The organism is Pedobacter sp. (assembly GCF_031119335.1).
GTDB lineage: Bacteria > Bacteroidota > Bacteroidia > Sphingobacteriales > Sphingobacteriaceae > Pedobacter.
In genome coordinates this window covers 26022-50140 of record NZ_JAVHXT010000014.1, presented here as the reverse complement: position 1 = coordinate 50140, position 24119 = coordinate 26022, and the positions used below count along the sequence as shown (strand labels likewise).

At 37.7% G+C, this 24119-nt stretch carries 21 protein-coding genes; 9 read left to right on the top strand and 12 right to left on the bottom strand.

What is annotated here, in order from left to right:
* Positions 1-32: 32 nt before the first annotated feature.
* The 9 genes from REI64_RS14575 to REI64_RS14535 all read left to right on the top strand — a co-directional run bounded on the left by REI64_RS14575 (position 33) and on the right by REI64_RS14535 (position 12801).
* The gene (locus REI64_RS14575; RefSeq protein ID WP_308850872.1) at positions 33-4304 is read left to right on the top strand and encodes a hypothetical protein; all 4272 of its coding nucleotides are present in this window, start codon (positions 33-35) and stop codon (positions 4302-4304) included.
* Between the two features lie 22 nt (positions 4305-4326).
* Positions 4327-6678 (top strand): gliding motility-associated C-terminal domain-containing protein, encoded by a 2352-nt coding sequence (locus REI64_RS14570; protein WP_308850871.1) that lies wholly within the window; start codon positions 4327-4329, stop codon positions 6676-6678.
* Positions 6679-6706: 28 nt separating this feature from the next.
* Positions 6707-7687: a type IX secretion system membrane protein PorP/SprF gene (locus REI64_RS14565; protein WP_308850870.1), complete on the top strand. Its 981-nt coding sequence runs from the start codon at positions 6707-6709 to the stop codon at positions 7685-7687.
* A gap of 28 nt (positions 7688-7715) precedes the next feature.
* Positions 7716-9677, top strand: a complete 1962-nt coding sequence (locus tag REI64_RS14560; protein ID WP_308850869.1) for an OmpA family protein — start codon at positions 7716-7718, stop codon at positions 9675-9677.
* A gap of 29 nt (positions 9678-9706) precedes the next feature.
* Positions 9707-10414 carry a hypothetical protein gene (locus tag REI64_RS14555; RefSeq protein ID WP_308850868.1) on the top strand — a complete coding sequence of 236 codons (708 nt, stop codon included), beginning with the start codon at positions 9707-9709 and terminating at the stop codon, positions 10412-10414.
* Positions 10415-10508: 94 nt separating this feature from the next.
* Positions 10509-10742: a VF530 family protein gene (locus REI64_RS14550; RefSeq protein ID WP_308850867.1), complete on the top strand. Its 234-nt coding sequence runs from the start codon at positions 10509-10511 to the stop codon at positions 10740-10742.
* Complete coding sequence (locus tag REI64_RS14545; RefSeq protein ID WP_308850866.1) at positions 10729-11469, top strand: ThuA domain-containing protein; 741 nt, start codon at positions 10729-10731, stop codon at positions 11467-11469. The genes REI64_RS14550 and REI64_RS14545 overlap by 14 nt, the downstream gene beginning before the upstream one ends.
* Before the next feature lie 37 nt (positions 11470-11506).
* On the top strand, positions 11507-12616 hold the full coding sequence (locus REI64_RS14540; RefSeq protein ID WP_308850865.1) for an acyloxyacyl hydrolase: 1110 nt from the start codon (positions 11507-11509) through the stop codon (positions 12614-12616).
* Positions 12617-12618: 2 nt separating this feature from the next.
* The gene (locus REI64_RS14535) at positions 12619-12801 is read left to right on the top strand and encodes a hypothetical protein (RefSeq protein ID WP_308850864.1); all 183 of its coding nucleotides are present in this window, start codon (positions 12619-12621) and stop codon (positions 12799-12801) included.
* Positions 12802-12822: 21 nt separating this feature from the next.
* On the opposite strand, the gene REI64_RS14530 is transcribed toward REI64_RS14535, so the two are convergent.
* The 12 genes from REI64_RS14530 to REI64_RS14475 form a co-directional block, all read right to left on the bottom strand.
* Positions 12823-14043 (bottom strand): YARHG domain-containing protein, encoded by a 1221-nt coding sequence (locus tag REI64_RS14530; protein ID WP_308850863.1) that lies wholly within the window; start codon positions 14041-14043, stop codon positions 12823-12825.
* Between the two features lie 5 nt (positions 14044-14048).
* Positions 14049-14567, bottom strand: a complete 519-nt coding sequence (locus REI64_RS14525; protein WP_308850862.1) for a hypothetical protein — start codon at positions 14565-14567, stop codon at positions 14049-14051.
* 126 nt (positions 14568-14693) lie between these two features.
* Complete coding sequence (locus REI64_RS14520) at positions 14694-16097, bottom strand: hypothetical protein (RefSeq protein ID WP_308850861.1); 1404 nt, start codon at positions 16095-16097, stop codon at positions 14694-14696.
* Positions 16098-16118: 21 nt separating this feature from the next.
* Complete coding sequence (locus REI64_RS14515; protein WP_308850860.1) at positions 16119-17126, bottom strand: hypothetical protein; 1008 nt, start codon at positions 17124-17126, stop codon at positions 16119-16121.
* Positions 17127-17384: 258 nt separating this feature from the next.
* Positions 17385-17873 (bottom strand): hypothetical protein, encoded by a 489-nt coding sequence (locus REI64_RS14510; RefSeq protein WP_308850859.1) that lies wholly within the window; start codon positions 17871-17873, stop codon positions 17385-17387.
* 6 nt (positions 17874-17879) lie between these two features.
* On the bottom strand, positions 17880-19847 hold the full coding sequence (locus REI64_RS14505) for a WG repeat-containing protein (protein ID WP_308850858.1): 1968 nt from the start codon (positions 19845-19847) through the stop codon (positions 17880-17882).
* A 19-nt stretch (positions 19848-19866) separates the two neighbouring features.
* Positions 19867-20613 (bottom strand): VanW family protein, encoded by a 747-nt coding sequence (locus REI64_RS14500; RefSeq protein ID WP_308850857.1) that lies wholly within the window; start codon positions 20611-20613, stop codon positions 19867-19869.
* Between the two features lie 77 nt (positions 20614-20690).
* Entirely contained in the window at positions 20691-21017 is a 327-nt protein-coding gene (locus REI64_RS14495) for a DKNYY domain-containing protein (protein WP_308850856.1), read from the bottom strand.
* A 23-nt stretch (positions 21018-21040) separates the two neighbouring features.
* Positions 21041-21484, bottom strand: a complete 444-nt coding sequence (locus REI64_RS14490) for a hypothetical protein (RefSeq protein ID WP_308850855.1) — start codon at positions 21482-21484, stop codon at positions 21041-21043.
* A 47-nt stretch (positions 21485-21531) separates the two neighbouring features.
* Positions 21532-22077: a hypothetical protein gene (locus tag REI64_RS14485; RefSeq protein ID WP_308850854.1), complete on the bottom strand. Its 546-nt coding sequence runs from the start codon at positions 22075-22077 to the stop codon at positions 21532-21534.
* Positions 22078-22104: 27 nt separating this feature from the next.
* Positions 22105-22854, bottom strand: a complete 750-nt coding sequence (locus tag REI64_RS14480; RefSeq protein ID WP_308850853.1) for an energy transducer TonB — start codon at positions 22852-22854, stop codon at positions 22105-22107.
* A 279-nt stretch (positions 22855-23133) separates the two neighbouring features.
* The gene (locus REI64_RS14475; RefSeq protein WP_308850852.1) at positions 23134-23769 is read right to left on the bottom strand and encodes a hypothetical protein; all 636 of its coding nucleotides are present in this window, start codon (positions 23767-23769) and stop codon (positions 23134-23136) included.
* Positions 23770-24119 lie beyond the last annotated feature (350 nt).

Here is a 24119-nt window from a genome sequence, read left to right as displayed (position 1 = left end):
AATTTGATATCAAAAGAATAAAAAAGCATTACATGAAAAACATTTATAAGATATTAGCCGTATTAATAATGGTTGCGCTATTTGGCAGTAAAACCTATGCAGTAGATTTTTACTGGAAAAGTACTGGCCGTGCCGACCAAAACTATACCAATGCCGCCAATTGGGAAAGTGCACCGGGTTCTGGTATACCCGCCAATGGTTCTTTGGCACCGCAATCTACAGATGATGTGTATTTTCCAGCGGGAAATGGAACGCAAACAATTGTGGTAGCTAGCGGTGCTGCTGCTGCAAATTTTAATGTGCTCTCTACTGGAGTAATTACTTTTTCTGGTGGAACGATAAATATCTATGGAAGCTTCTCTTCAAACGGAAAGCACATGTTGTCTAGTTTTACAGCTTCTTTTTTAGGTACGGGTAATCATACTGTAAATATGGGTGATAATTCTGTTCATAGTGCAGGTGGAACTATTGCATTTGCAGGAACAGGTACTTATACTTTATTAAGTGATTTAAATTTGCCTGGTGTAGAAATTGGTATTAGCAACACTACATTTATTGCCAACGGTAATTGGATACAAGTTGGCAGGTTTATAATTGCTCCAACTATTATAGGAACTAAAACGGTTAATCTAGCTAACAGTAAATTAAGTGTAAATAGGGGGGCAGCAAATAGTGGTGCGCTTAATTTTGGTGCTAGTCCGTCAACAACCAATTACGATTGGACTAATGCAGAAATTTACATTAACCAAAGTACTGGAAATACATTTATCAACACAGGTAACTCAGTTACAAATGGTACAGTAATTAACGGTATAAAATCCATCACTTTTACAGAAACTACGCCAGGTATTTGTTCAGAGCACATTAGAAACAATTCAAATTTTATTTTTGGGGTTACAGATTTTAATATCAATACTTCGGCATTTAATACAAGCGGCAATGGGGTAAGTCTTAACGTTACAAATTTAAATCTGCTAAAACCAGTAGATATTACTTCAACTGGAGCTTTAAAGTTAACCGTAAATACCATTAACGAAACTGCTAGTTGCGTAGGACAATCGAGCATACGCTCAGAAGGTGCAACACCAATAGCATTAAATGCTACATCAGCTATAACCACCTTAAACATTGGTTTTAAATCTATTGCTTTTTCGGGCAGTACCCTTACCATGCCTGTAAATAACGATTTAGGCTTGAATACCGGAACTTATACTACAAGCACAACTACAATTTCACGTTCATTTTACTGGGTAGGTGGCACAGGTAATTGGAACGATCCAACTAAATGGTCTCTTTTAGGTAGTGGTGGATCTGCACAAGCGCCTACAGGCTGTTTGCCAAATTATAATGATGATGTATATTTTGATACCAATTCGTTTATCACAACAGGACAAACGGTTACTATTGGCACTGGTGCTAGTACTACCAACATGGCGTACGCCCGCAATGTTTATTGGACAGACCCCAATAATAGAGGTAGGCTTACGGGTGGTTTGTTAAATGTTAACGGCAGCGCCGATTTTTCGGGTAGTACCGGTGTAGCTTCTAATTTGGTATATGTAGGTAGTGGCAACCATACGGTGAAATCTGGAAGTACAAATTATACTACAGGTGCCATACAATTTTTTGGTACAGGTACTTATACTTTAACCGATGATTTAATTATTCCTTCGGCATTGTTGCAGATTAGTGCAGGTACATTTAGCAGTAACGGTAAAAATATTACGGCGGTTAGGTTTGCCAGTTCATCTATACCAGCTTTGGCTAGTAATGTTCGTCACCTTAATTTTTCAAATTCAGTATTAACGTTTACTCATGGAGATGCTAGTGGGCTTAATGCTTTTGTATTGACGACACCTTTTTTGGGTTCTTTTAATGCAGCCCTTTCTACAATTAATTTAACAGGGGTAAACGCAGAGTTTATAATCAATGGTTATGTAGGCGATGGCACAGTACTGCTCTCAGAACTATCTTTTAATGATATTAATTTCAAAGCAAATACAGGTACCGCTAAGTTAAGAAATGAAGGTGTTTTGAACTTCGAAGCTAATAATATAACATCCACTGGTAATGCAAACTTTGTAAATATAAACAGTTCAGCTGCTAGTCACAAGGTAGGTAACTATAATTTGTCGGCTGGTAAAACCTACACCTTTAATGCTACCTCCAACACTAGTATTATGGTTTATACAGTTGTAAACTCCATAAATACCAACAGTATCGGTAGTTGCTCGCCAAAGGTAACTATCCAATCTGCATCTGCTGGCGTGAGAGTAAAACTGTTTAAGGCCAGCCTACCATTTGTAGTAAACAATGCTGTATTAAAAGACATTAATTCTACAGGCGTAACCATGTCGGTTCCTGGCGGCGAAGATTTGGGTAATAACCTGAATGTAAATATCACCGCTAATCCTTCTCAAAATTTTTATTGGGTAGGTGGTACAGGTAATTGGAACGATGCCTCGCATTGGAGCATTGGTGTTTCGGGGGGTAATCCTGCTGTTACAAATGTAAATAACTGTATTCCTTCTATTACAGACGATGTGTTTTTTGATGGTAATTCATTTACAGCAAATAACCAAACCGTAACCATTGATATTGATGCCAATTGTCGTAATATGACATGGGATAATGACGTAAGCAGTCGCACACCAATTTTTGCAGGTATTTCGGGACTTAATTTAAACACCTACGGCTTAGTAAGGCTGGCACCAAGCATGACCTTTCCTTTTGCTGGAAATTGGAACATGAGAGGAAATTCGTTGGTAACTAATGCCAATGCCATTACTACCAACGGTGTGGCAGTACGTAGTTTATTAACATTTAATGGCGGTGGTAGATATGATTTCTTGGATAACTTCAGTTCTAATCATAACATCAGATTTGCATCTGGTCAATTTTACACCAACAGCAATAACATTATAGCTGCATCTTTGAACTTACAGGTTATAGGTGCAAATATTGCAGATATATCAAATTCTGTAATTACTTTAAATGGTACAGATGGTACAAATACTTATATAGCAGCACATAGTGCTAATTTAGCTAATTGGAATGCAACGGGTAGTACTATCAATGTAAATGTGAGGGGTATCCCTATTACTACCCCAGCAGGCGTTACTATTGAATATGGTACAATGAATGTAAATCAAAGTATTTCAGCTACTTTAGGTAGTGGCAGCGGTACTTTGAGATTTACAAATCTTAATTTCCTAAGGCCTACGAGTAGTATGACGGGTAGATTTATTGTTGATAATCTACGCTATACCAATTCTTCCGATAATAGTATAGGTTCAGGCAGTACAATAACAGTTACAAATAGCTTAACAGCAAATGGCACACCTTGTAACCCAATCAGATTTCGTGCAACTACTCCAGGTACACCGGCAACATTTATATCCACCCTGTGTAATTTTGATATTAAATTTGCCCGCTTAACAGACATCGCTGCAGGCGGTTCTTGTACCACTGCCCAAAACAAAGTAGTAGGTGACGATGCCGGTGGCAACAGCAACTGGACTTTTGCTACCCAAGATAGCTTTCAATACTTAGGTGAAGATAAGATACTTGGCTGTAATCAATATCCTTATACCTTAAGTACCGCAAGTTTTAATGCCGATGCTACTTCTATTTTATGGAGCAATGGGGCAACTACGCCAGATATTACGGTAACTGGTCCGGGAACTTACAGTGTAACGGTAACTTATGGTCCGGGTTGTACTTTAACAGATGCGATAACTTTAGGCTTAACGCCAAACCCGGTATTAAATGCAACTACCGTAAATGCTTGCGCAATTACATCGGGAGGTAATACTGGTAATTTTACCTTAACAGACGCCAATGCAATGTTAGTGGCTACACCTGCCAATTATACGTTTACTTACCACGCAAGTTCAGCAGATGCCATTGCGGGAATTAATTCGTTAGCAAATACTTACACTGGTGTGGGCAAAACGGTGTATGTAAGGGTGGTAGAAACAGCTACAGGTTGTTTCAGTACTAGAGATGTGGTGTTGGCGGTATTGCAAAAAGTTAGCCCAACAGCTGCTACAAACCAGAAATTTTGTGCAACAGTGCATACTTCATTAGCTCATATCACTATTACAGGTACAAACATTAAATGGTACGCAGATGCTACAAGTACCACGGTGTTGCCATCATCAACTTTGTTGGTAAGCAACACTACTTATTATGCTACCCAAACTGTAGCCGGTGGTTGCGAAAGTGATAGGATACCGGTAACGGTAGTATTAGAGAATTGTGCCATTGCAAACCCAGCGATAAGAAGTAGGGCAGGGAAATAAGGAGAGGTTAAATAAAAAGACAATGAAGAAATTAATCGTAATTATACTATTAGCCTGCGTGTCGGTGGTAGCACAAGGTCAATCATCAACTTATATCAATAATAATTTTGATATCAATGCAGGTGTACCGGTAACTTGGTACGGTGATGTGACTTTTGGACCTGATGCCGTAGTATACATTGAAGATGGTGCAACAGCTATTTTCTATGGAAAAAACATGACGATAGATCCTGCAGCAAGATTTATATCCTTACCAAGTAATGGACAAACAGGTACAGGAGTAATCATTTTTAGGGCAAATAATCCGCTGTATGCAGGTTATCCATTGCAACAAACTTTAAACGGTGGTTATACTTCGGGTATTAACCCATCATTACCAAATATCGAAATAGACAATACTGCTGGAGTTTCTTTAACGGGAAATACACGTGTAACCAATACAGTTAAGTTCACGGCTGGACATATCTTCCTCAACAATTTCAATCTAGTATTAGATGATGATGCTGTTTTCACCGGTTTTGATGTTACCAAGCATGTTGTAACTAATGGTACTGGCGTAGTAGTTAAGGAAAATTTAGCTAACAATGCTTCATTCTTATTTCCGATAAGTATTGCAGGGCTAGATTACACACCAGCAACTGTGGCTAATCAGGCTGCGGCTAGGAACATCAATGTGCAGGTAAAAGATTATAGTTCAAGTTCATCTGTCGAAACGGTCTTTGCAACCAAAGGGATGGATAGAACTTGGCAAATAAGCAGTAATGTAGCTGGTGCTGCCAATGTTTCGTTGCAGCACAATGCGGCAACCAATACCAATGGGGCAGGTACTAACGAAATTGCTTTTAATAATGCTTTGGCCTATGTTAGTCAGCAAACTGCGCTAGGCGTGTGGTCTAAAACTTGCAGTGGCACCAACGGCGGAACCCCAATTAGCATCAATATTGGTAATAATTTGATATTGCCAGCAACAGTAGATGCAACGGCCTTCTTTACCAAAACTACAGTTGATTGCGCTGATTTAATGGTGGCAAAGACAGTGAGTAATGCCGCTCCTATTGTTGGTTCTAACGTTACATTCACTATTTCAGCTAGAAATTTAGGATTGGTAGATGCTACTGGAGTAAGGGTAAATGATTTATTGCCAAGTGGCTACACGTTTGTAAGTTCAACGGTTTCAGTAGGTAATTACGATAGTGTAACTGGAGTTTGGAACATCGGTAATTTAGCTAATAACGCAACTGCAACCCTAACGGTTGTAGCAAGAATAAATGCTAGTGGTAATTACAGTAATACGGCTACCATTACTGGTATAGAAACAGATCCAGATCCTGCTAATAACACTTCAACCGTAACACCAATTCCAGGTGTATTACAAGCTAACTTAGGTATTGTAAAAACGGTAGACAACGCTAGCCCTACCATTGGTAATAATGTGGTGTTTAACATTGTAGTAACCAATGCTGGTCCAGACAATGCTACTGGTGTGGTTGTAAACGATCAATTACTTGCTGGTTATACGTTTGTTAGCTCTAATGAAACAATGGGTACACTTTCAAACCCAGCTGGTATTTGGACTATCGGCAATTTGGCGGTTGGGCAATCGGCTACACTTAGAATTACTGCAAAAGTTAATGCTACAGGTTCTTACACAAATACGGCAACGGTTAGCGGTAATGAACACGATCCGGTTTTGGCAAATAATACTTCTACGGTTACACCAGTTCCTAATGCAGCTTCGGTTGATTTGAGTATTCTTAAATCAGCTTCGTTAGCGAGCACACATATTGGGCAAGAGTTTGATTATATTTTGCAGGTTAAAAACATAGGCGCCAATTTGGCTACTGGCGTAGTGGTTACAGATATTTTGCCAGAGCAATTGTCTTTCATATCTACTACCTCGAGCTACGGAGCAGCAGATTATAGCAATGCCACCAGAACCCTTACTTGGAACGTGGGCAGTATTGCAGTTGGCGCAACAATAGAACTTGTACTAAAAGTGAAGGCTAATTTGGCTGGTATGGTAACCAATACTGCGAAAGTAACCAGTACCGAAACAGATATCGATCTAACCAACAACTCATCAACCCATATAAAACAAATTATGGGCTTGCAAATACCAAACGTAATTACACCAGATGGCGACGGTAAGAACGATACGTTCAAAATACCTGGCTTAGAAGCTTATCCAGAAAACAATTTAATTATCCATAACAGATGGGGCAACGAAGTTTGGAAAAGCACCGGTAAAACCTACAGAAATGAGTGGGACGGTAGAGGGCTAAATGGAGGTACTTATTATTATGTGCTAAAATTAAAAGACTCTACAGGCAGATGGCAGGTGTTTACCGGCTGGGTAACCTTATTGAAAGATTAGATGTAGCACGATATCAAATAAATCTACCATGAAATTAAAAGTATTAATAACAAGCATTCTTATTGGTTTGGCCTTAGTTGGCAAGTCGCAACAAGACGCACAATATAGCCAGTATATGTTTAACGGCATATACATTAATCCCGCTTACGCAGGTTATAAAGAACAACTTAACTTGCACAGCTTTTATCGTAACCAATGGACAGGCATTAAAGGTGCGCCAAAAAGTGCTTCCCTTGCGATAGATGCAATTGCTAACGATGGTAACGTGGGATTGGCTTTTCAGTTGGCCTCAGATAAGTTGGGACCGCAAAGTACCATCGCTGCGTATGGAAGTTATGCCTATCGGATAAGGATGAGCAGTAGCGACGAAAGTGCAAGATTAGCACTTGGGTTAGGTGTAGGTGTTGTACAAAATACACTCAATGGCAATATGTTGGAGGCGATAGATCCTAATGATCCTAGAGCAACAATGGGAATCGAACGAAACTTACTGCCCGATGCTAGAACCGGGGTTTTTTATTCTGATGACAGATGGTATGCTGGTGTATCTGTAGATAATTTGATAGCGCATTACTTGGATAAAAATAAGGGAAATATGGTGATGTTTCCCATGCAAAAGCCACACTATTATCTTACAGCTGGGATGTTATTGCCAATTAACGAAACCGTGCAGTTAAAACCTTCCTTTTTATTAAAGGATGATAGAGGCGGACCAACCAGTTTAGACGTGAATGCCTTTGTACTATTAGCCGATAGGATATGGTTGGGCGGAAGTTATCGTACGGCAGTTAGTCTTTATGATAAATCTTATCTGCAAAAAGATTTGGTAAAAGCAAACTCAATAGTAGCAATGACTGAATTTTTTGCTACCCCACAGCTTCGTATCGGCTATGCCTACGATTATGCTATGAGTAGTTTGAGGGGCACTACCGGCGGTACCCACGAGATCTCAGTTGGCTTTTACATCAAGCCTAAAAATATACGCATGATGTCGCAGAGATATTTTTAATCGTCATTGATTTCCTATAGTAATACCCATGAAGAAAAAATCAGTCATTTTAATAGTGCTAGCTTTTATTACTTTTCTGGCTATACCCGCCAAAGCACAATATGTATTAAAAGAAGCAGATGTACAATTCGAGCTTTTTAACTACGAAAAGGCAATCCAATTATACACCGAGGCATATCAAAAAAAGAAAACACTATATGCAGCAGAAAAATTAGCTGAATGTTATAGGTTGATGAGAGATTTTAAGCAGGCTGCAAGCTGGTACGCTATTGTTGTTGGTATGGATGGAACAAAAGCCGAATTCTTTAAACACTATGCGGATATGTTAAAGAATAATGGCAAGTATACTGAGGCCAAAGAACAATACGTGAAGTATGGAGAATTATTAAAAGGCGCAGATCCGGCACAGCTAATGCAAATAGCTAACTGGAAAAAGTCATGCGACTCTGCCATAAAATGGATGAAAAATCCGAAGATGGTGACTATTTTGAACGAAAGGCAAGTCAATAGTGCGCAGTCTGACTGGGCGCCGGTAATGTACAACAATGGTTTGGTATTTACTTCGGATAGAACGGGAGTAAGTGCACCAAGAGCCAAAACCGCAAAACCATTTTTAAAATTCGATGGAAGTAAGAAACCCGATAAAAATACTTACGGATGGACAGGTAACGACTATTTAAGGCTATATCAACACCAATCAGGTGCTGATACCGTAACTTTTTTCCCTTTAGAAAACACTTCCGATTTTCACGTTGGTTCTGCTAGCTACAGCGCAGATGAAACTGAAATGTATTTTACAATGACCCGCATTCCACGCAATTTGGCAAAAATAAAAGGCGAACCAAGTACAATCAATATCGAAATTTATAGCAGTAAAAAACGTGATGGAAAATGGTCGGAACCAGAACCTTTCCGTTATAACAACTTACAAAAGTGGTCTGTTGGCGATCCATTTTTAAGTGCCGATGGTAAAATGCTTTTCTTCGTATCTAACATGCCGGGCGGTAAAGGTGGCACCGATATTTATTTTTGCGAACGTACAGATAGCGGTACTTGGGGTAATGCTGTAAATCTGGTAGCTGTGAACACACCGGGCAATGAGCGTTCTCCCGTTATTTACGATGGTTATTTTTACTTTTCTACTGATGACGGTATTGGGATGGGAGGCTTGGATATACACAGAGCTAAGATTACCAATGGTGGTTTAGTGAGTGTAGAAAATTTAGGTTATCCAATTAATTCGGCCCAGGATGATTTCACGTTTCGTCCAACAGGTAAATTGAAGGGCTATTTTGCTTCCAATAGAGAAGGGGGGATGGGGCAAGATGATATTTACAGCTACTTAGAAAAAGAAAAGCTAAAGTTTGTTCTTCAGGGCAAAGTATTTAATAAGGAAACGAATTTGCCGTTGGCGAATACAGTAGTAACGCTTAGGGGTGAAAATGGCTCTCCAATGAAAGTGGAGACAGGTGAAGATGGCAGTTTTAAGTTTAATCTGGATGAAAATACAGACTATAGTTTACTAGCTGATAGAACTGGTTTTAGAAGTGCTACAGAAGACTTAACAACTAAAGGATATGAAGGCACTAAGCCAATTGAAAAATTTCTATATCTGGTGCCAATTGTTATAGATAAACCAATTCGTATCGAGAATATTTACTACGATTTCGATAAATCTAACATCAGGAAAGACGCCGCGGTTGAGCTAGATAAATTGGTAGCGATAATGAAAGAAAATCCGACAATTTGGATAGAATTAGGCTCGCACACAGATAGTAGAGGAAACGATCAGTACAACCAGTGGTTATCTCAAAGTAGGGCTAATTCTGCGGTGCAATATATTATTGATAGAGGTATTGAGAAAAGCCGAATTACCGCCAAAGGTTACGGTGAAAGTGTACCTGTAAATAAATGTACCAATGGCGTTAAATGTAGCGAAGCAGATCATCAGCTTAATAGAAGAACTGAGTTTAAGATTGTAAAGCAGTAAACAGATTTAGAGTTTAAATATTTGCGGATATGCAATACAGGGTAATTATTACTGGAGCCCACGGATTGGTGGGCGATGGCGTTTTGCAAGAATGTCTTGAAAGTAAAGCTATATCTGCTGTATTGTTAGTTAGCAGATGGTCTAAACAAATAAAACATCCTAAATTAAAGGAATTAATTATTCCAGATTTTTTAGAGTTAGATGCTTATGAGCGGCAGTTGAAAGGCTATGATGCGTGTTTCTATTGTACAGAGTGCCCTGCAGCCAGCTTAGATGAAAGAATTTGTTCTCATTTTGCTATAGATATGACTTTGAGCTTGGCTTGTCGTTTGCTAGAACTTAATCCGAATATTGTTTTTAGCTTTTTATCAAGTTCAACTTCAGATACTACAGAATTAGGCACAGTGATGAAGGCTAGAATAATGGGCAAAGCAGAAAATGCGTTAGCTAAATTGATTTTTAAGAAGTTATACTTTTTTAGGGTAGGTTTAGTTGCTTCTTTGTCACAACAAAAGTGTGGGCAGTTTCATGAAAAGATTATTTATAGACTTTTCCCGTTGTTGAAAATTTTTATTCCTAATAGGATAAACACCACTAAAGAGATTGGCTTAGCAATGATTAACGCACTAATAAATAAATATCCCGAGCGGATTGTAGATGTAAAAGCTATAAAATCTTTATCAACTTATCATCAAGGAGCTTCTAATATCTGTAATCCATTGGTATACATTGGCTAATTAACTATATAATACCTATCAAAAACAAGCCAGCACTGTTAAATTAGCAGTTGCTGGTTTTTTGTATTTCTACTAATCCCTGCTAACTTTGTATATGCCCGCTGCAGAACAAAAGAATAATCCATTACATGGTAAAACACTTGAAACAATAATTACCCAACTGAGCCAACATTATGGCTGGGCAGAGTTAGGTTATCTGTTGCGCTTCAATTGTTTCATTAAGGATCCCAGTATAAAATCGAGCTTAAAATTCTTAAGAAAAGAAGAATGGGCCAGAAAGCAGGTAGAACAGTTATATATCGATACTTTTTATAATGAGAAAAATTAAGCTTGTGGGAGCAATCCTTTTAGGTTTGCTACTGATTTTCAACCTAGATGTTTCTGCTCAAAAATCTAAGAAAACAAATAAAATTTTGGTTTTCTCTCTGACGAAAAGCTATAGGCACAAATCTATTAAAGATGGGATTTTGGCTATCAGAAAATTAGGCCTTGAAAATAATTTCGAAATAGATACTTCTGAAAGCGTAAGCAGTTTTACTAAGGAGAACTTAAGCAAATATCGTACACTCATTTTTCTAAATCCTACGGGTTCTAACGTTTTTAGCGACGATCAGAAACAGGCTTTGAAAACTTATATTAACAATGGAGGTGGTTTGGTTGGTATTCATGCAGCAACAGATTTTTGTTTCGAGTGGGAGTGGTATGGCAAAATGATAGGTGCATTTTTCACTAATCACCCCAAAGTGCAGCAAGCTAAGTTAGTGTCGGTTTATCCAAAACACAAACTAATGAAGGGAATGCCCGGAAGCTGGCTACACACCGACGAGTGGTATAACTTCAAATCTTTCAATAAAGATGTGACAGTATTGGTAAAAGTAGATGAAACTTCTTATCAAGGGGGAAAGATGGATAACGACCATCCAATTGTATGGTGTCATAAATTTGATGGTGGCAGGGTTTTCTACACAGGCTTAGGGCATACGCCAGAAGCTTATACCAATGAATTGTTTTTGAAGCAGCTTTTAATGGGCATTAAATGGACAATGCGTAAATAAATTTCATACTTTTGATTTATCTAATCTATTGAGATAAATGTTTAAAATATCCAAACTAACCAAGTGCTTTCTTCTTGGGGCTTTATGTTTGCCTTGGTATAGCCAAGCTCAGCAAAACGCACATACACTCGAATTGAATTTGCAAAAGGCAATCAGTAGTTTTAGTGCCAACCAGAACAAGCTACAAGGCAGTGCCTACGGTGGGGAACTTATTTTCCATTACAATATCAATCGCCAACCTAGGCGTTGGTCTAGCGATTTGGGCATCAAAAGCATCGACGTTGTTTTCAACTACAAACGGATGGATGATGTCACCCGTATTGCTGCCCCTCAAAATGGCGAGTTTGGGGATAGTTATGGCTTGTTGGGCGGATTGACCTTTCCGTTGTTAAATATCAGCAAAGCCGAATTACAATTTACACCAGGTTTTGGAATTTTATATGCAGGCGAGTCTTGGTTCAGCAACCAAAATCCGGTAGTTGGAAGTAAACTAAATTTCGGACTCAAAGCAGGATTAAAGTTAAATGTTCCCATCAATAAAAATACTGATGTTTCTGCAAATTTAGATGTATTGCATTATTCTAACGGCGGTACACGAGTACCTAATAACGGATTGAATGTGGTAAGCGTTGGTTTAAGTGTAGCTAGAGCATTAAACGATCATATCAACGTAGAGAAACCGAGTTTCGAGAAAGAAACATTTAAAAAACACAGTTTCGATTTAGGAGTTAATATGGGCAGAAGGGGCGTTTACCAAAGCAGAGATGGCTTATGGCGAACAAGTTTATATGGTGGATATAACTATCGATTAACGTCTTATTTGGCGTTGGGAGCTGGTATTGATGCGGTATACTACCATACCATTTATGACCCGAATAGAAATTTAGAAACTTATCAGTCAAAAGCTTCGTCATTGGAGAGGTGGCGTGTTGGCGCTGCGGTTGGACCAGATTTGTGGATGGGTAATTTAGCCTTCATGGCAAAGTATGGCTATTATGTTCATTACAACAGCTTATTGCCGGTAAAGACTTATTGGACAGCAGGTGCCAAATATAAATTGAATAATTGGCTAGCTTTACAGTCGAAAATTTACATACACGGAACCGAAGCTGATTATGTTGGCTTTGGACTGATGTTTACCAAGTAATTATGATCAGATTAAATGAAGATACGCCACTAGATGTGCTGAACGAAATTAAAGAAGGTGATTTAGTGACAGACACTTTTAGTAAAACTGGTTTGGTAGAAAGTATCGAAATGACTGATGACGGCTTGTATCGAATTTATGAGTTTACTTTGGTTACGGGTAGGGTGATTACTATAAAGAAATGATTTATCCTTGCGCAGGCAATATTAGTTTTTAAGCATATATTGTATTTTCGGGTATAAGTCAGTATCAGCATAAGCGCTATTCATTTTCCAAACGCCATTTATATTCTCGAAACCAAGGTTGGCGATGTTGTTCGATTTGGTGTGTATCATCTGCTCTGCAAAAGCATCAACTTTGCTAAATGCACTTTTAGAAAGCCATGACACGAGTTTGTTAGCATTGTTCATGTCATAATTTTCTTGTTGCAAAAGCATGGACCAAATTTTGAGAAACTGTTGTTGGCTAACTTTAAGTTTAGGCATTTCATCGTGCTCTCCATTCACTATAAATGGAAATTGAATTAAAGTATACAGTTTTTCTACCTCATTTTCCTGAACTGCTACCTTCAGTTTCTCCCAAAAATCTAAAAAATCGTTTTTAAATTGATTGTCATAATAATCGGCGCTTTCAAAAGCCGTAATGTACTTGATGTTTTCTTTCTCTACATGCGTTAAAAACGGCGTTACATCCTTAAAATAGTTCATGCGGTAATCTGGCTTTTTATTAAAATGCTGATACCATTTTCCGCCCTCCTTAAACTCATAATTATAGCGGGCATAAACGGTATTTCTCATTTCTGCCAGCTGTTGCTTATTGTATTTTTTTACATCTACTTGGGTAAAACTGCGCATTGAAATTTCAGGGTAATCACCCTCAATTTCCCAATATGCTTTGCGGTAATAACGTTGTCTATCTGCATCGTGAATACCAAATTCACTTTTCTTATCACATTTGTAAAGCGTAAAAAAATGACTTTTATCTACACGTAAATAGCTTTCGCCCACAAAAAAACCAGAAGCAACAAATTGTTTGTTGACGGCATTTTTAGGCTCAAAAATGTTGTTGCCAACCCAACCGCCATCGTGTACGTTTGTTGAGGTTTCGCAATTGGTAGCCTGCTTATGTATCACCCTTGCTTTACTAAAACTAAGGTGCTGATAGTACACAAAAGTACCATACGATTTCGGGTCAACTATAATTTTGATTTGGTAAACCGTGTCGCGGTCTTCGGCAATATATATGCCGTTTACGCTGTAAGCAAAATTGTTAAAGATGCTTTTTGGGTCAAATCCCTTTTTTAGTTCTGGCGCCCATGCGCTAATCTCTTTCGAGCCTGTGCAAGGGCAATTTTGGATGGCTTTTTTCTGTTGCGCAAAACCAGTAGAGGCAGTAAAAAAGAGTATAAAAATTAAAATCGTTCTCATAAAAATTACTGTTTAATCATAGGTGGAACTTTCATTTCTGCAGGTTTCAAATGTCTTTCGGTTAAGTTTTCTAACGCAATTCCCTTCATATCGTCGCTTACTTTTTTCAAGCCCCACTTATCGGTAACGTACTTCGTCGTGATGCAGAATGGACCTGTATAATCGTAAAAATTTCCTTTCACAATCAACGTGTCATTAAGCAGTTTATATTCTCCTTCTAAAATAATCTTGCCATTTTTTGTGCCATATCTTACAATTTCCAAATCACTAAATTTCCGCTTGTCTAAAGTAATTTTATATACCTGCAAGGTATCGCTTTTTTGTTGCCTGCGTATTTCATCAGGTTTTTGATAACCCAAGTAAACATTAAATTTTGTGTTTTTAATCGTAAAATCTGCCAAACGTTTATCGGTTTTTAAAATGTCTGATGTGCCTGCAAGTCTTACGGCTACAGGTGGTTTTCCTTTTTGTGCAAAGCTGTTTATGCTGATTAATGTAATGATAATGGTGAGTATTTTTTTCATAGTTTTATCTTTTTTTGAAAAGCATTTTCTGTGTCAATCGGTTCCGAAAGTCCCGCCATTCGCTTTATCCCGATAAAATCGGGATGTTCGCTTCTGTCGGGTTTAAATTTGTAAGGACAATGCAAATCACTTCGTTTTCTTCTTGTAGTATTCAAACAGCGCTTCGGTTAAATTGCTTTCGTACTCATCAGGATTGGCAATTATGGCGTAGGTTTCTACACCTCTCGAAAATTCTCTCGTCACTTTTCCATTCTCATCATATTCAGTAACTAAATACTGTTGTTTATCTTTCACGCCGATTTCCTTGAGGCTCAGCTTTCCGTTTTTGTAAATAAAATGGTCGTCATTTGTCCATTCTTCTTTATAGATTGTCTTTCCGTTGCCATCATATTCTTCCCGCAAGCCAGGTTTTTGGAATTTGGTTAGTTGCCCTTTGCTGTTGTAATGTTCTAGCACCTTTTTCTCGAAATCTTTTTTAATTACCGAAACGCCCAATCTTATGGTAATTTTTGACACAGGTTTACGATTACGAAAAAGTGTAACCACTTCTTTATCGCCATTATTTGGGTCTTTTGTAGTTGTTTTAATGGTAATTGAAAAATCATTTCCTTCTTTAATCACCGAAGGCGTAAAGGTTGTTGAGCCTAAAAGTTTGCTGTTTTTGTAAACAGTTTCTGAAGTTAAAACGCCATGGTCGTAAGTTAATTTACTTTCTTTTGAGGGCGATTTACTGTAATCTTCAGCATAATGATATTCGTAATCGCCGTGAAGCAAACTGTCTTGGTCAAGCGTAAAAACTAAACTTTCAAAAGCTGGTGCCATACTACTTGCCCGATATTTTCCTGGTGCCAACTTTTTGCGATTTTTTGTACGTATGTACGCCAATCCGTCCGTATTTGCAATGCGTTTATCCAAATCTTCAATTGCGATACTTGTGTAATTACCTTTTGGTTCTGGCGGTAGCGGTGGCGGTAAATTGGTTACGTAATTTTCGGTAACGGCAGTTTCTAGGTCTTTTCCTCTATCTTGATACAGTTTTGCACCAAGCTTTTCTTGAAAATACTTTATCATATCTTCGATACGTTCGCCAAAGTTTTTATAGCCGTCGCAATTCACAATAATCAAATAATTTTGGACAGTTAAAAAAGCCCCATCCCGCCCTTTTGGTTTTAGATTAGGAAGTATCTTGTTCAATTCGGCTATCGAAGCAAATTTTGCAACTTCATAACCGCAATCCATCCTTGTTTCTTCAATGTCTTCCCAAACTTCAAAATAAATAGCTTGCACACCAGGTATTTTGCTACTCATAAATAAGCCTTTATTTTTTGCAACATCGGTAATTAAACCTGGGTTCTTTTTAATGCCGTATTTGGTTTGGATATCTTTCGGGATTTCTGCAATCTTCATTCCTTTAAGAAGAGAAAGTGGTGAGTAAAAGCTCTCTGGAAATTTAATTTCTTGCGCTTGTACTTTTATCGCCGTGATGGCAATAAATAAAAATGTAAATATTTTGAATAATTGTTTTTTCATTTAGGTAGTCGGTTTTAATGGTTAATCAAAAGCGGTTTCCAACTTGTGATAATTAATGGTAAAGGCTAATAAATTGCAGGCTAAAATGGCAAGCCAAATGCATAAAATACGTGAGTATTCGAGTTTGATGATGTAAAAAAGGCAGATGAGCGGAAAGCTGAGGAAAAATGCGCTGAAACATGCTCCGGCAAGCACACCAAATACCACCTTTAAAAAACCTTTGTGCTTTTTAGAAAGCACTGCCAAAATAAGCGATAAAATGGCCATTCCGAAAATGGCGAAATAGGGAAAAATTTGACTTTCTTTTATGTGGATTTTAAGCGGTGCAAATAGAAAATAATTTACAGCAACGTACATCAGAATAATATAAGGCAGTAAGATTTTAAATACACGAAAAGATTTTTGTGCTTTGTCTTCAAAATCTGGTGTAGCAATAACTAAGGGTTGTCCGGCATTTTCGCTCAATTCTACCTCGACATAGTTATTTCTTCGGGCGTAGCCCATTACACTAACTAAATCGCCGTTTTTTAAAGCTCTTTCGCTGTACCTGATATCATCTACAGCGTATTTAATGCTGTGCAAAGTATCGGTTTTAGCGGGTAAAAAAGCCAGGTTTAATTTGGTTGCAATTACTTTTATTTTGCCTGTAGCATTGCTCAAATAAAAATCTTGAAACTGCTCTTCAATACGAGTTTTTCTTACATGTTCAGAACCACTTTCGCTGTCGTAGGTAATGTTGCCTTCTTCGTAAATGTAGGCAATGCATTGTTGTTTAAAATAGGGCGTTTCGAAGGTTCTTGGAGCACTAATGTTCCCCGTAATTTTCACCGTACCTTCGGTAATTTCGTAAATTGGCGTTTGCTTTTGACCAATAAGTTTCCGTTGTGTTTTAGTAACTGCCAAAACAACAACGGCTAAAATAACAGGCACAGTAGGAACTATAAATCGGTTGGAAACCAAAAAGGTGACCGCACTAAACACCACCATAATAGCGAGCCAAACGAAAATATGTGCAAAAAAGCTTTTCAATTTATATATATATTATGCTGCCCTTATAGGGCGTTTTCGGTCATTCTTCAGCCCGCCCGATGCGACGCATCGGGTTAGCAGTATTTTAGCCTTACAGGCTAATTGTCGAACTGCAAATCATATCTATGTAATTGATATGCAGTTAGTTTAATATTGTCAAAAGGCTGTAAGCCTTTTGTATTGTAACCTATGGAAACGCCATAGGTTGTTTACGGTATAAAAAACGCCCTGTAAAGGCAACATATTTAAACTACTAGTCTAATAGTTCTTTTTTATCCAAATGGATAAATAACAAACACCAAGCAAAGCGATGAAAACCCAAACAATGAAAGATAAAAACTGGCCTAAATTGCTAAATTCCCAAAGCAAGCCATCCAAATTCTTAGCTAATCGATTTATAAAAATTTCGAAATTATAAGCGCCATTTTGCGCAGTTTTTACATAAAACCTAATGTAATGAGCAATGACATCTATTAAGAAAACTTTACTGATTAAAATAACCACAAACGCACCTAAAGCTATAAGCCAAACATTGCCTCTAACTTTATCATAAACAAGCAACGCTGATACCGGAATATAAAACAATAGCATGCTGAAATCTGCATAGCCATCATAAATGGTGAAGTTCGCCAATCGGGTATTTAAGATGAAATGATTAACGATTAAGCTAGAAAAAAAGCCAACCAAAATGTGTACCGAAAAGCAGATGGCGAGTACAATCCCGAATTTTAGTAATGCCTTTTTCATCAATTTTTATTTTTTATACTTCTGTAAAAACGCTTTAAAATCCATTGCCTCTCTTTTGTCTTTCAAGCAAAATTTTAGCTTGCCATTTTTATCAAATTCTTGGGAAATATTGCAGAAGATAAACGACGTAACTTCCTTGCCTTTGTCGTCTATAATTCCGTACCAATAATTGCTTCCATCTGCAGTCCTAATCCCTGCCATATAATAGTTGTTTATGCCATAAAACGGATTGATAAACTCGTATTTAAAACCCGTCAAAAAGTGTAAATTTTTATCAACCAAAGCTTTTTTCCTATTGCTGTCTTCTGCTACAAAAATTGCCGGGAATTCAATATCAGTAGCGATAAAGTTATCTACTGTACTTATTTTTTGGATGCCTTTATTAGGCAACTTTTTCAGATTTAAATCGTAAATTTCATCTAGGTTATGCGTTTTGCTAGCAACAATGAATTTCTCATGTTTTTCGAAACGATAGTATTCAAAAGGCAAAATTGTTTTACCGCGATTTAGCACCACACCAAGTTTAGTATCATTGCCGACTGTTTTTTCAAAAACATCGTAACCTGGTTTTAAAGTCTGCACAAAACTTACAAATTGCGGTAGCACAACCATCTTTTCATTAGCAACATCTAGCCAATACAACTTTTCATCGCCCCAAAAGTATTCGTTCGAAAGCTGTTTTAGTTCATCGTACTTAGGCTTGACAATGGTTTCGCCATCCCGATTGGAGACACCAAATTTTCTGTCGGTTTTATGGCTATAAAAAACAATATTAGGTTTAGCTTCGTCAAAATATTTTGGGTTTAGGTAGTGGTTGCCGTACTTAACCATCGCTTTGTTTTGAAATGCGACAGATTTGGTAGCTACAAAAACATCAATACTTTTAATATCATCTGGAAATTCTATAAATACAAACTGCGTTTGCACACCGATTACCTTTTTGCCCGAGTTGGCAATTTCGTTGTACAAACCAATATCGCCCAACTCTTCTAACCGCTTTTTATCCTTCGAAAGTTTGTTTAAATAAATATCAAACTCAGTCATATCATTTTTAGCGTTTAAATGATTTTGACCAATTTTATCTAATTTTTCCTTTCCGCTTTTCTCATCGTTTTCTTCCAATACTTCAGCGAAAATATTACGCAGTTCTTTTAAACTTTCGCCTACTTTTTTATCAATGCCCAACATTGGCGTAGCACTTAACGCACTCGTATTCATCCTTAAATTTTTGTTATTAACGGCTTGATAACCGATAATTTCAGCATATAAACCAATCGGAATTTTTAGCTGAGCCTTGTTTTCCTTTAAACTTTCTATCTCAATCGTATCATCTTTATAATTAGCAATCTTATCAGCTTTATCAATCGAAAATTTTTCAAATTCAACCGGAAGTTTTAAGCTCAACTCTGCCTCAATACTGTCAATACGTTTCAGACCGATATCCGTTTTTGATATTTTTTTACCCCTAAAAAAGTAGGCTTTTTCGTTGGTGACCACATTGTTTTTAAAAGGCTTAAACAAGCTGTCTTTTTTCTCTAAAACGTGATTGTCGTCGGTTAGACTAAACCTGCTTTCGTACCTAAATAAACCTTGGCCGTAAAGATTAAAACGCTCTTGATTTGCGTTGTCGCTAAAGTTTTGTTCAAAGAGCAGTTTGTTGCAGTAATCGTTAAAAAGGGCTTTAATTGTAGCTTCATCATGGTTGATATCAAATTCTGGAGCAGATTTATCAACGGTACTTTTCTCTCCCGATGAAAAATGCGAGGTTAATTGCAGGCTAAAAGTTGCCGTTTTTATCAGCTTATTCAGTAGCGCTGTATCTTTTTTTAACTGCGTTTTCAGCTCGTCGTATTTCATTGCTTTTAAATCCGCAATGTACTTTTTAGCTTCGAGGGTTTGTGGCGTTTGCGTTTGACTGCAAGCGTGTAAAAAAGTAGTGGTTAGCAGTAATATTAAGATGTGTTTAAGTCTCATGTTGGTAATGGAAATGTATTTATTCTTTTGTAGTATCTAAAAACTCGGCTGGCGTGTAAGTAACCCTTGCAAAGTTTTTCATTATCAATTCTGAGGCAACAACTCTGCCACCTTCAAATTTTAAAATCTTATCTCTCCAAATCTCATTTTTGCGATAAAATTGCCCATCTACTCTTAAAAACTGATGCTCTTTTTCTACAACGTGATAAGCGTAATCCAGCTCAGTGTCTATGCGTAATTCGCCTTCCAAACATTTATCTGTAAACCAAAGATTAATTTGAAAAGTGTGTTCGGTATTGTTGGTGAATTGGTAGTCGAGGTAGTTGTAGAAAACTGTTGCGCCACTGCCAAAAGGCAACACACGCCCATCATCTGGAAATGGATCGAAAGAATGGTGGCGGCGTTCTGTAACCGTTAGCGGACTATGAATAACCAACCAATGGATAAGGTTGGAGATTTGGCAAATGCCACCGCCAATGCCTGCTTTTGCTTCGCCAAACGAAAGTTCCATACCTAACAAATAGCCTTTCTTTTTAGTAGGCAAACCTACCAATTTGCAAAACGAGAAGGTTTCGCCAGGTTTAATAATGATACCGTTAATGTTTGCTGAAGCTATTTTAAGGTTGGTTACTTTGTTAATTTGCAGTTGCTCGTTGTTATCGCCAAGCTTTTTGAGCAGAACCGATTGATGTTTTTTAATCCGAAAATCGAGTTTGTCGCTGGCTTTGGTTTTAGCATATTTTTTGCCATCGAAAATCCATTCCAACCGTCTTTTTATCCGCCTTGCGCCAACTGCCAAAAAGTATAAAAATGGGTGCCGTTGACTTAGTAATTTTCTCTTTTTCACAGGTCTTTTAATTTCTTAATGGCTTTTTTGGTGTATTCATCATCGTAATTTGCCGTATCAATTTTTTGGCCCCAATAATAGTAAGCGTTTTTATCTTTAGCATACGGGCCAATGCCTATTTTGGTACGGAATGTTTTGTAATCGGCATCTTCCATTATGCCCATTCTATCAGCATAGATATGGTTTTTATCTTTTGAGTAGGTATCGCCAATTACCTTAAATGTTTTGTAATCTACTTTGGTGTCGATGCTGAAACTACCACCACCCAACATGGCATAGTAGCTATAAATGTGCTTTTTGTCTTTGTAGTAGGAACTGCCCAAATCTTCAAAAGTGACCGTGTCTATTACCGTTTTAAAGCTTTGCCATCATTAAAGCCAAATTTTGTAATATAATCAGTTACAGGGGAAGTGCCCTCTCCTAAACTTCTATCTTCCTGAAAACCGATTTCCCCGTTTTTATTACGATATAAATTATGTCTAATGAGTTTCCAGTTCAGCTTTTTGTTTATGCTATCCATTTTCTTTTTGCGTAACGACTGTTCGTATTTGTAAATGCCATCGATACATGCTGGCTTATCAAGCCCAAAGTAATCTTCGGCATTGCCAATTTTCTCGATTTTCACTTCTTTTTTGCTAAGCGTATCGATTTTATATATGCCAAATTGGTAACGAAATAGGTGTTTATCTTTACACTCGTTTGTATAGGCAATTGGTACATAACTGTTGTACAGAAAGAATATTCCAGATGGTAGTATTGGAATGGTTAATAGTAGGAGTAGTTTTTTCATTGGTAAATGTTTTAGGAGATTGCTTCGTAAACTCGCAATGACGACTTTTAGCCACTATTTTTAAAATGCTCCGAAATCTCAAAAATCCAATCGCCTCCTTTGAAAAATAAAATAGACACAATACCTAAAATTATCAGGTAAGAAATCAACCTTTTAAAAAATAATCGGCAACGATTTTCATCTTTCAAAAACCTGGCGTTTACGATTATAAAAATTAAGCCCGCAACTATTCCTGTTACTGTACCCATGTAAAGTATTGCGAAGTTCTCGAAGAAAGATAAAATAGCTATTGTTAGCTCAAAAACTTTGGAGCTTTTTTCGGATAAATCAGTATTTGGATAAAAGGCGAACCAACAAATGATGCTAAAAATACAACTACCCAAAAGGAAAAGTAAGCCCTTGTAAGTACTCCTTCCCATGAAAGCATACATTAAAGCAAGCATAGCTATACCCAACGTAAAATAGGTGAACTTTAAATCGCTAACTAAACTAGCCTTGCTATATTCAAATGGGAAAATCATGCATAAACTAATGACTAGAATAATTACCCCAGCAATTAAGATTGGTTTGTTCGGCTTAATCTCTTGTTTCATGCTTAAATATAGATAAAGCAATAAATTTTACTGCGTTCTAAAACTTACAGGCATGGTAAAGTACGACCTCACATTTTGTCCTTTAAGCTTAGCTGGGTTCCATTTTGGCATCCGTTTTAACACTCTTATAACCTCTTCATCGCAACCATAGCCCAATTTTCTTACAATCTCGATGTTGCTAATAGAACCATCAGCTTCGATAGTAAACTTAACTTGCACCGTTCCATTCACACCATTTTCCACTGCTTCATCAGGGTATTGTATATTATTTGCCAGAAACTGCCTCGCTTTGTTAATGCCGCCTGGAAATTCTGCAGGTATATCAACATAACCAGGATAACCCGTACCATCGTGAGGCGGCAATGGCTCAATTAGAGCTTTGGTAGGTACCGCCGAAACTGCCCTTGCACCCTTGGTTAACGACAGCAAACCCTTTTCGTTTTGCGTATAAATGTTTACATAGCTAGCCCTGTTATTTTCTTTTACGAAAAAAAGAATGCGGTTATCCATCACTTCAAAACTCCCACTTTTAATTGTATCACCGGTTTTTCTGTTCACAATGTGCTTCAGTTCCTTGCCAATTCTTTTCGCATTGCCCCATCGGTACAAATTGTAAAACACCGTATCGTTTGTTGTTTTTGCACTGCCTTTGCTTAGGTTCATAATGTAGGAAGTTTCAACCACCTTAAATTGAAAATCAGGGGTTCTGCCTTGCGCCAAGACCAATGCCGAGATACCGAAAGCCAGTATAGCAGTAAGTTTAAATTTAATAATCATAGGTTTTTGTAAATGTATGTTAGTGTTTTATAGGTACTGCAGTCCTGCCATCCGCTTTACTGCGTAGAGCAAACACATAGGTTTGCCGCTACTGCGTGCTCGCTCAATGTCATTAAGTTAAGCGTTGGCGGGGACGCCAACACTGGAGTATTCTTATGTTGGCGTCCCCGCCAACGTTATAAATAATCCTTAACTTAATGACATTGCGTGCTCGCTACTGTCAGGTTTAATTAACATATTTCTGTGCTTTTATGCAAGGTTTGAAAACCCACCGTTTTACTATTTCTTCAAAAAGGCTTCTTTTTCTACTTTTTCAAATTCCTTTTTATCTTCATTCCACAAATAAGCTTTGTAATAAACGGTTTTTGCTTCTAAGTTTTCCTTACAAACGGCAGCTATAAAAAGTCTACTGTTAATGTCATAAACGGCCCTGTCTTCCGTAAATAGGCAAGAGTTTTCTTCGCCTAAAGGCAAATCGTAAATCTGGCCATCCCTTATATCAACCATAAACCCCATAATACAACCTGCGCCACAACCAAAAATCGAGGTCACATAATATCCGGCAAAGCTAACTTCGTTAGTGGAGTAAGCTTGTATAATTCGAGTTCTAAAGGTTTTAGCTTCTATATAGCTGTCCCAATCTAAATTTGCTCTTCCCTCAATTTTTTCAGCATCAACTTTGTATCGCTCAAAATCTAGACTGTCATTGTAATTAATACTCTGTTCTTCTGGTATATGTACTGATAATTGGGCAGCCGTATCCGCAACCAATGTCCCGTCCACTTTTGCCATTACAGCGGTATCGGCACTGCCAAGCTCAACAGCTTTATTGTTGTTTTTCTTCGTGTTGCTACAGGCATAACTTAACGTAATTAAGCCAATCGAAATGTATCTAGTTATATTTTTTAAGTTCATTTTTCAAATTTGGTGGCAAATTTATGCTGCCCTTTCAGGGCGTTTTGCTTTTATCTTCGCTTGTTCCCGAGGCGTTTCCACGAGTTAGCTTATGTTGCCCTTTCAGGGTATTTTTTTCTCTGCTTTTTCCAATTTGCCCGAGGCGTTGCCATCGGGTTAGGGTATGTTTCCCTTTCAGGGAAATCCTAAAATGTGTTCGTCAACTTTCGTTTATTTTATTCCTTCTCTCAAATTATATTCTTCAAATGGCTGAAAGCCTTTTGTACACTAGCCAAAGGCAAGGCCTTTGGTATAAGCATGTTGCAAATACGCCCTGAAAGGGCAATATATTTTACGTTCAAATACAAGGT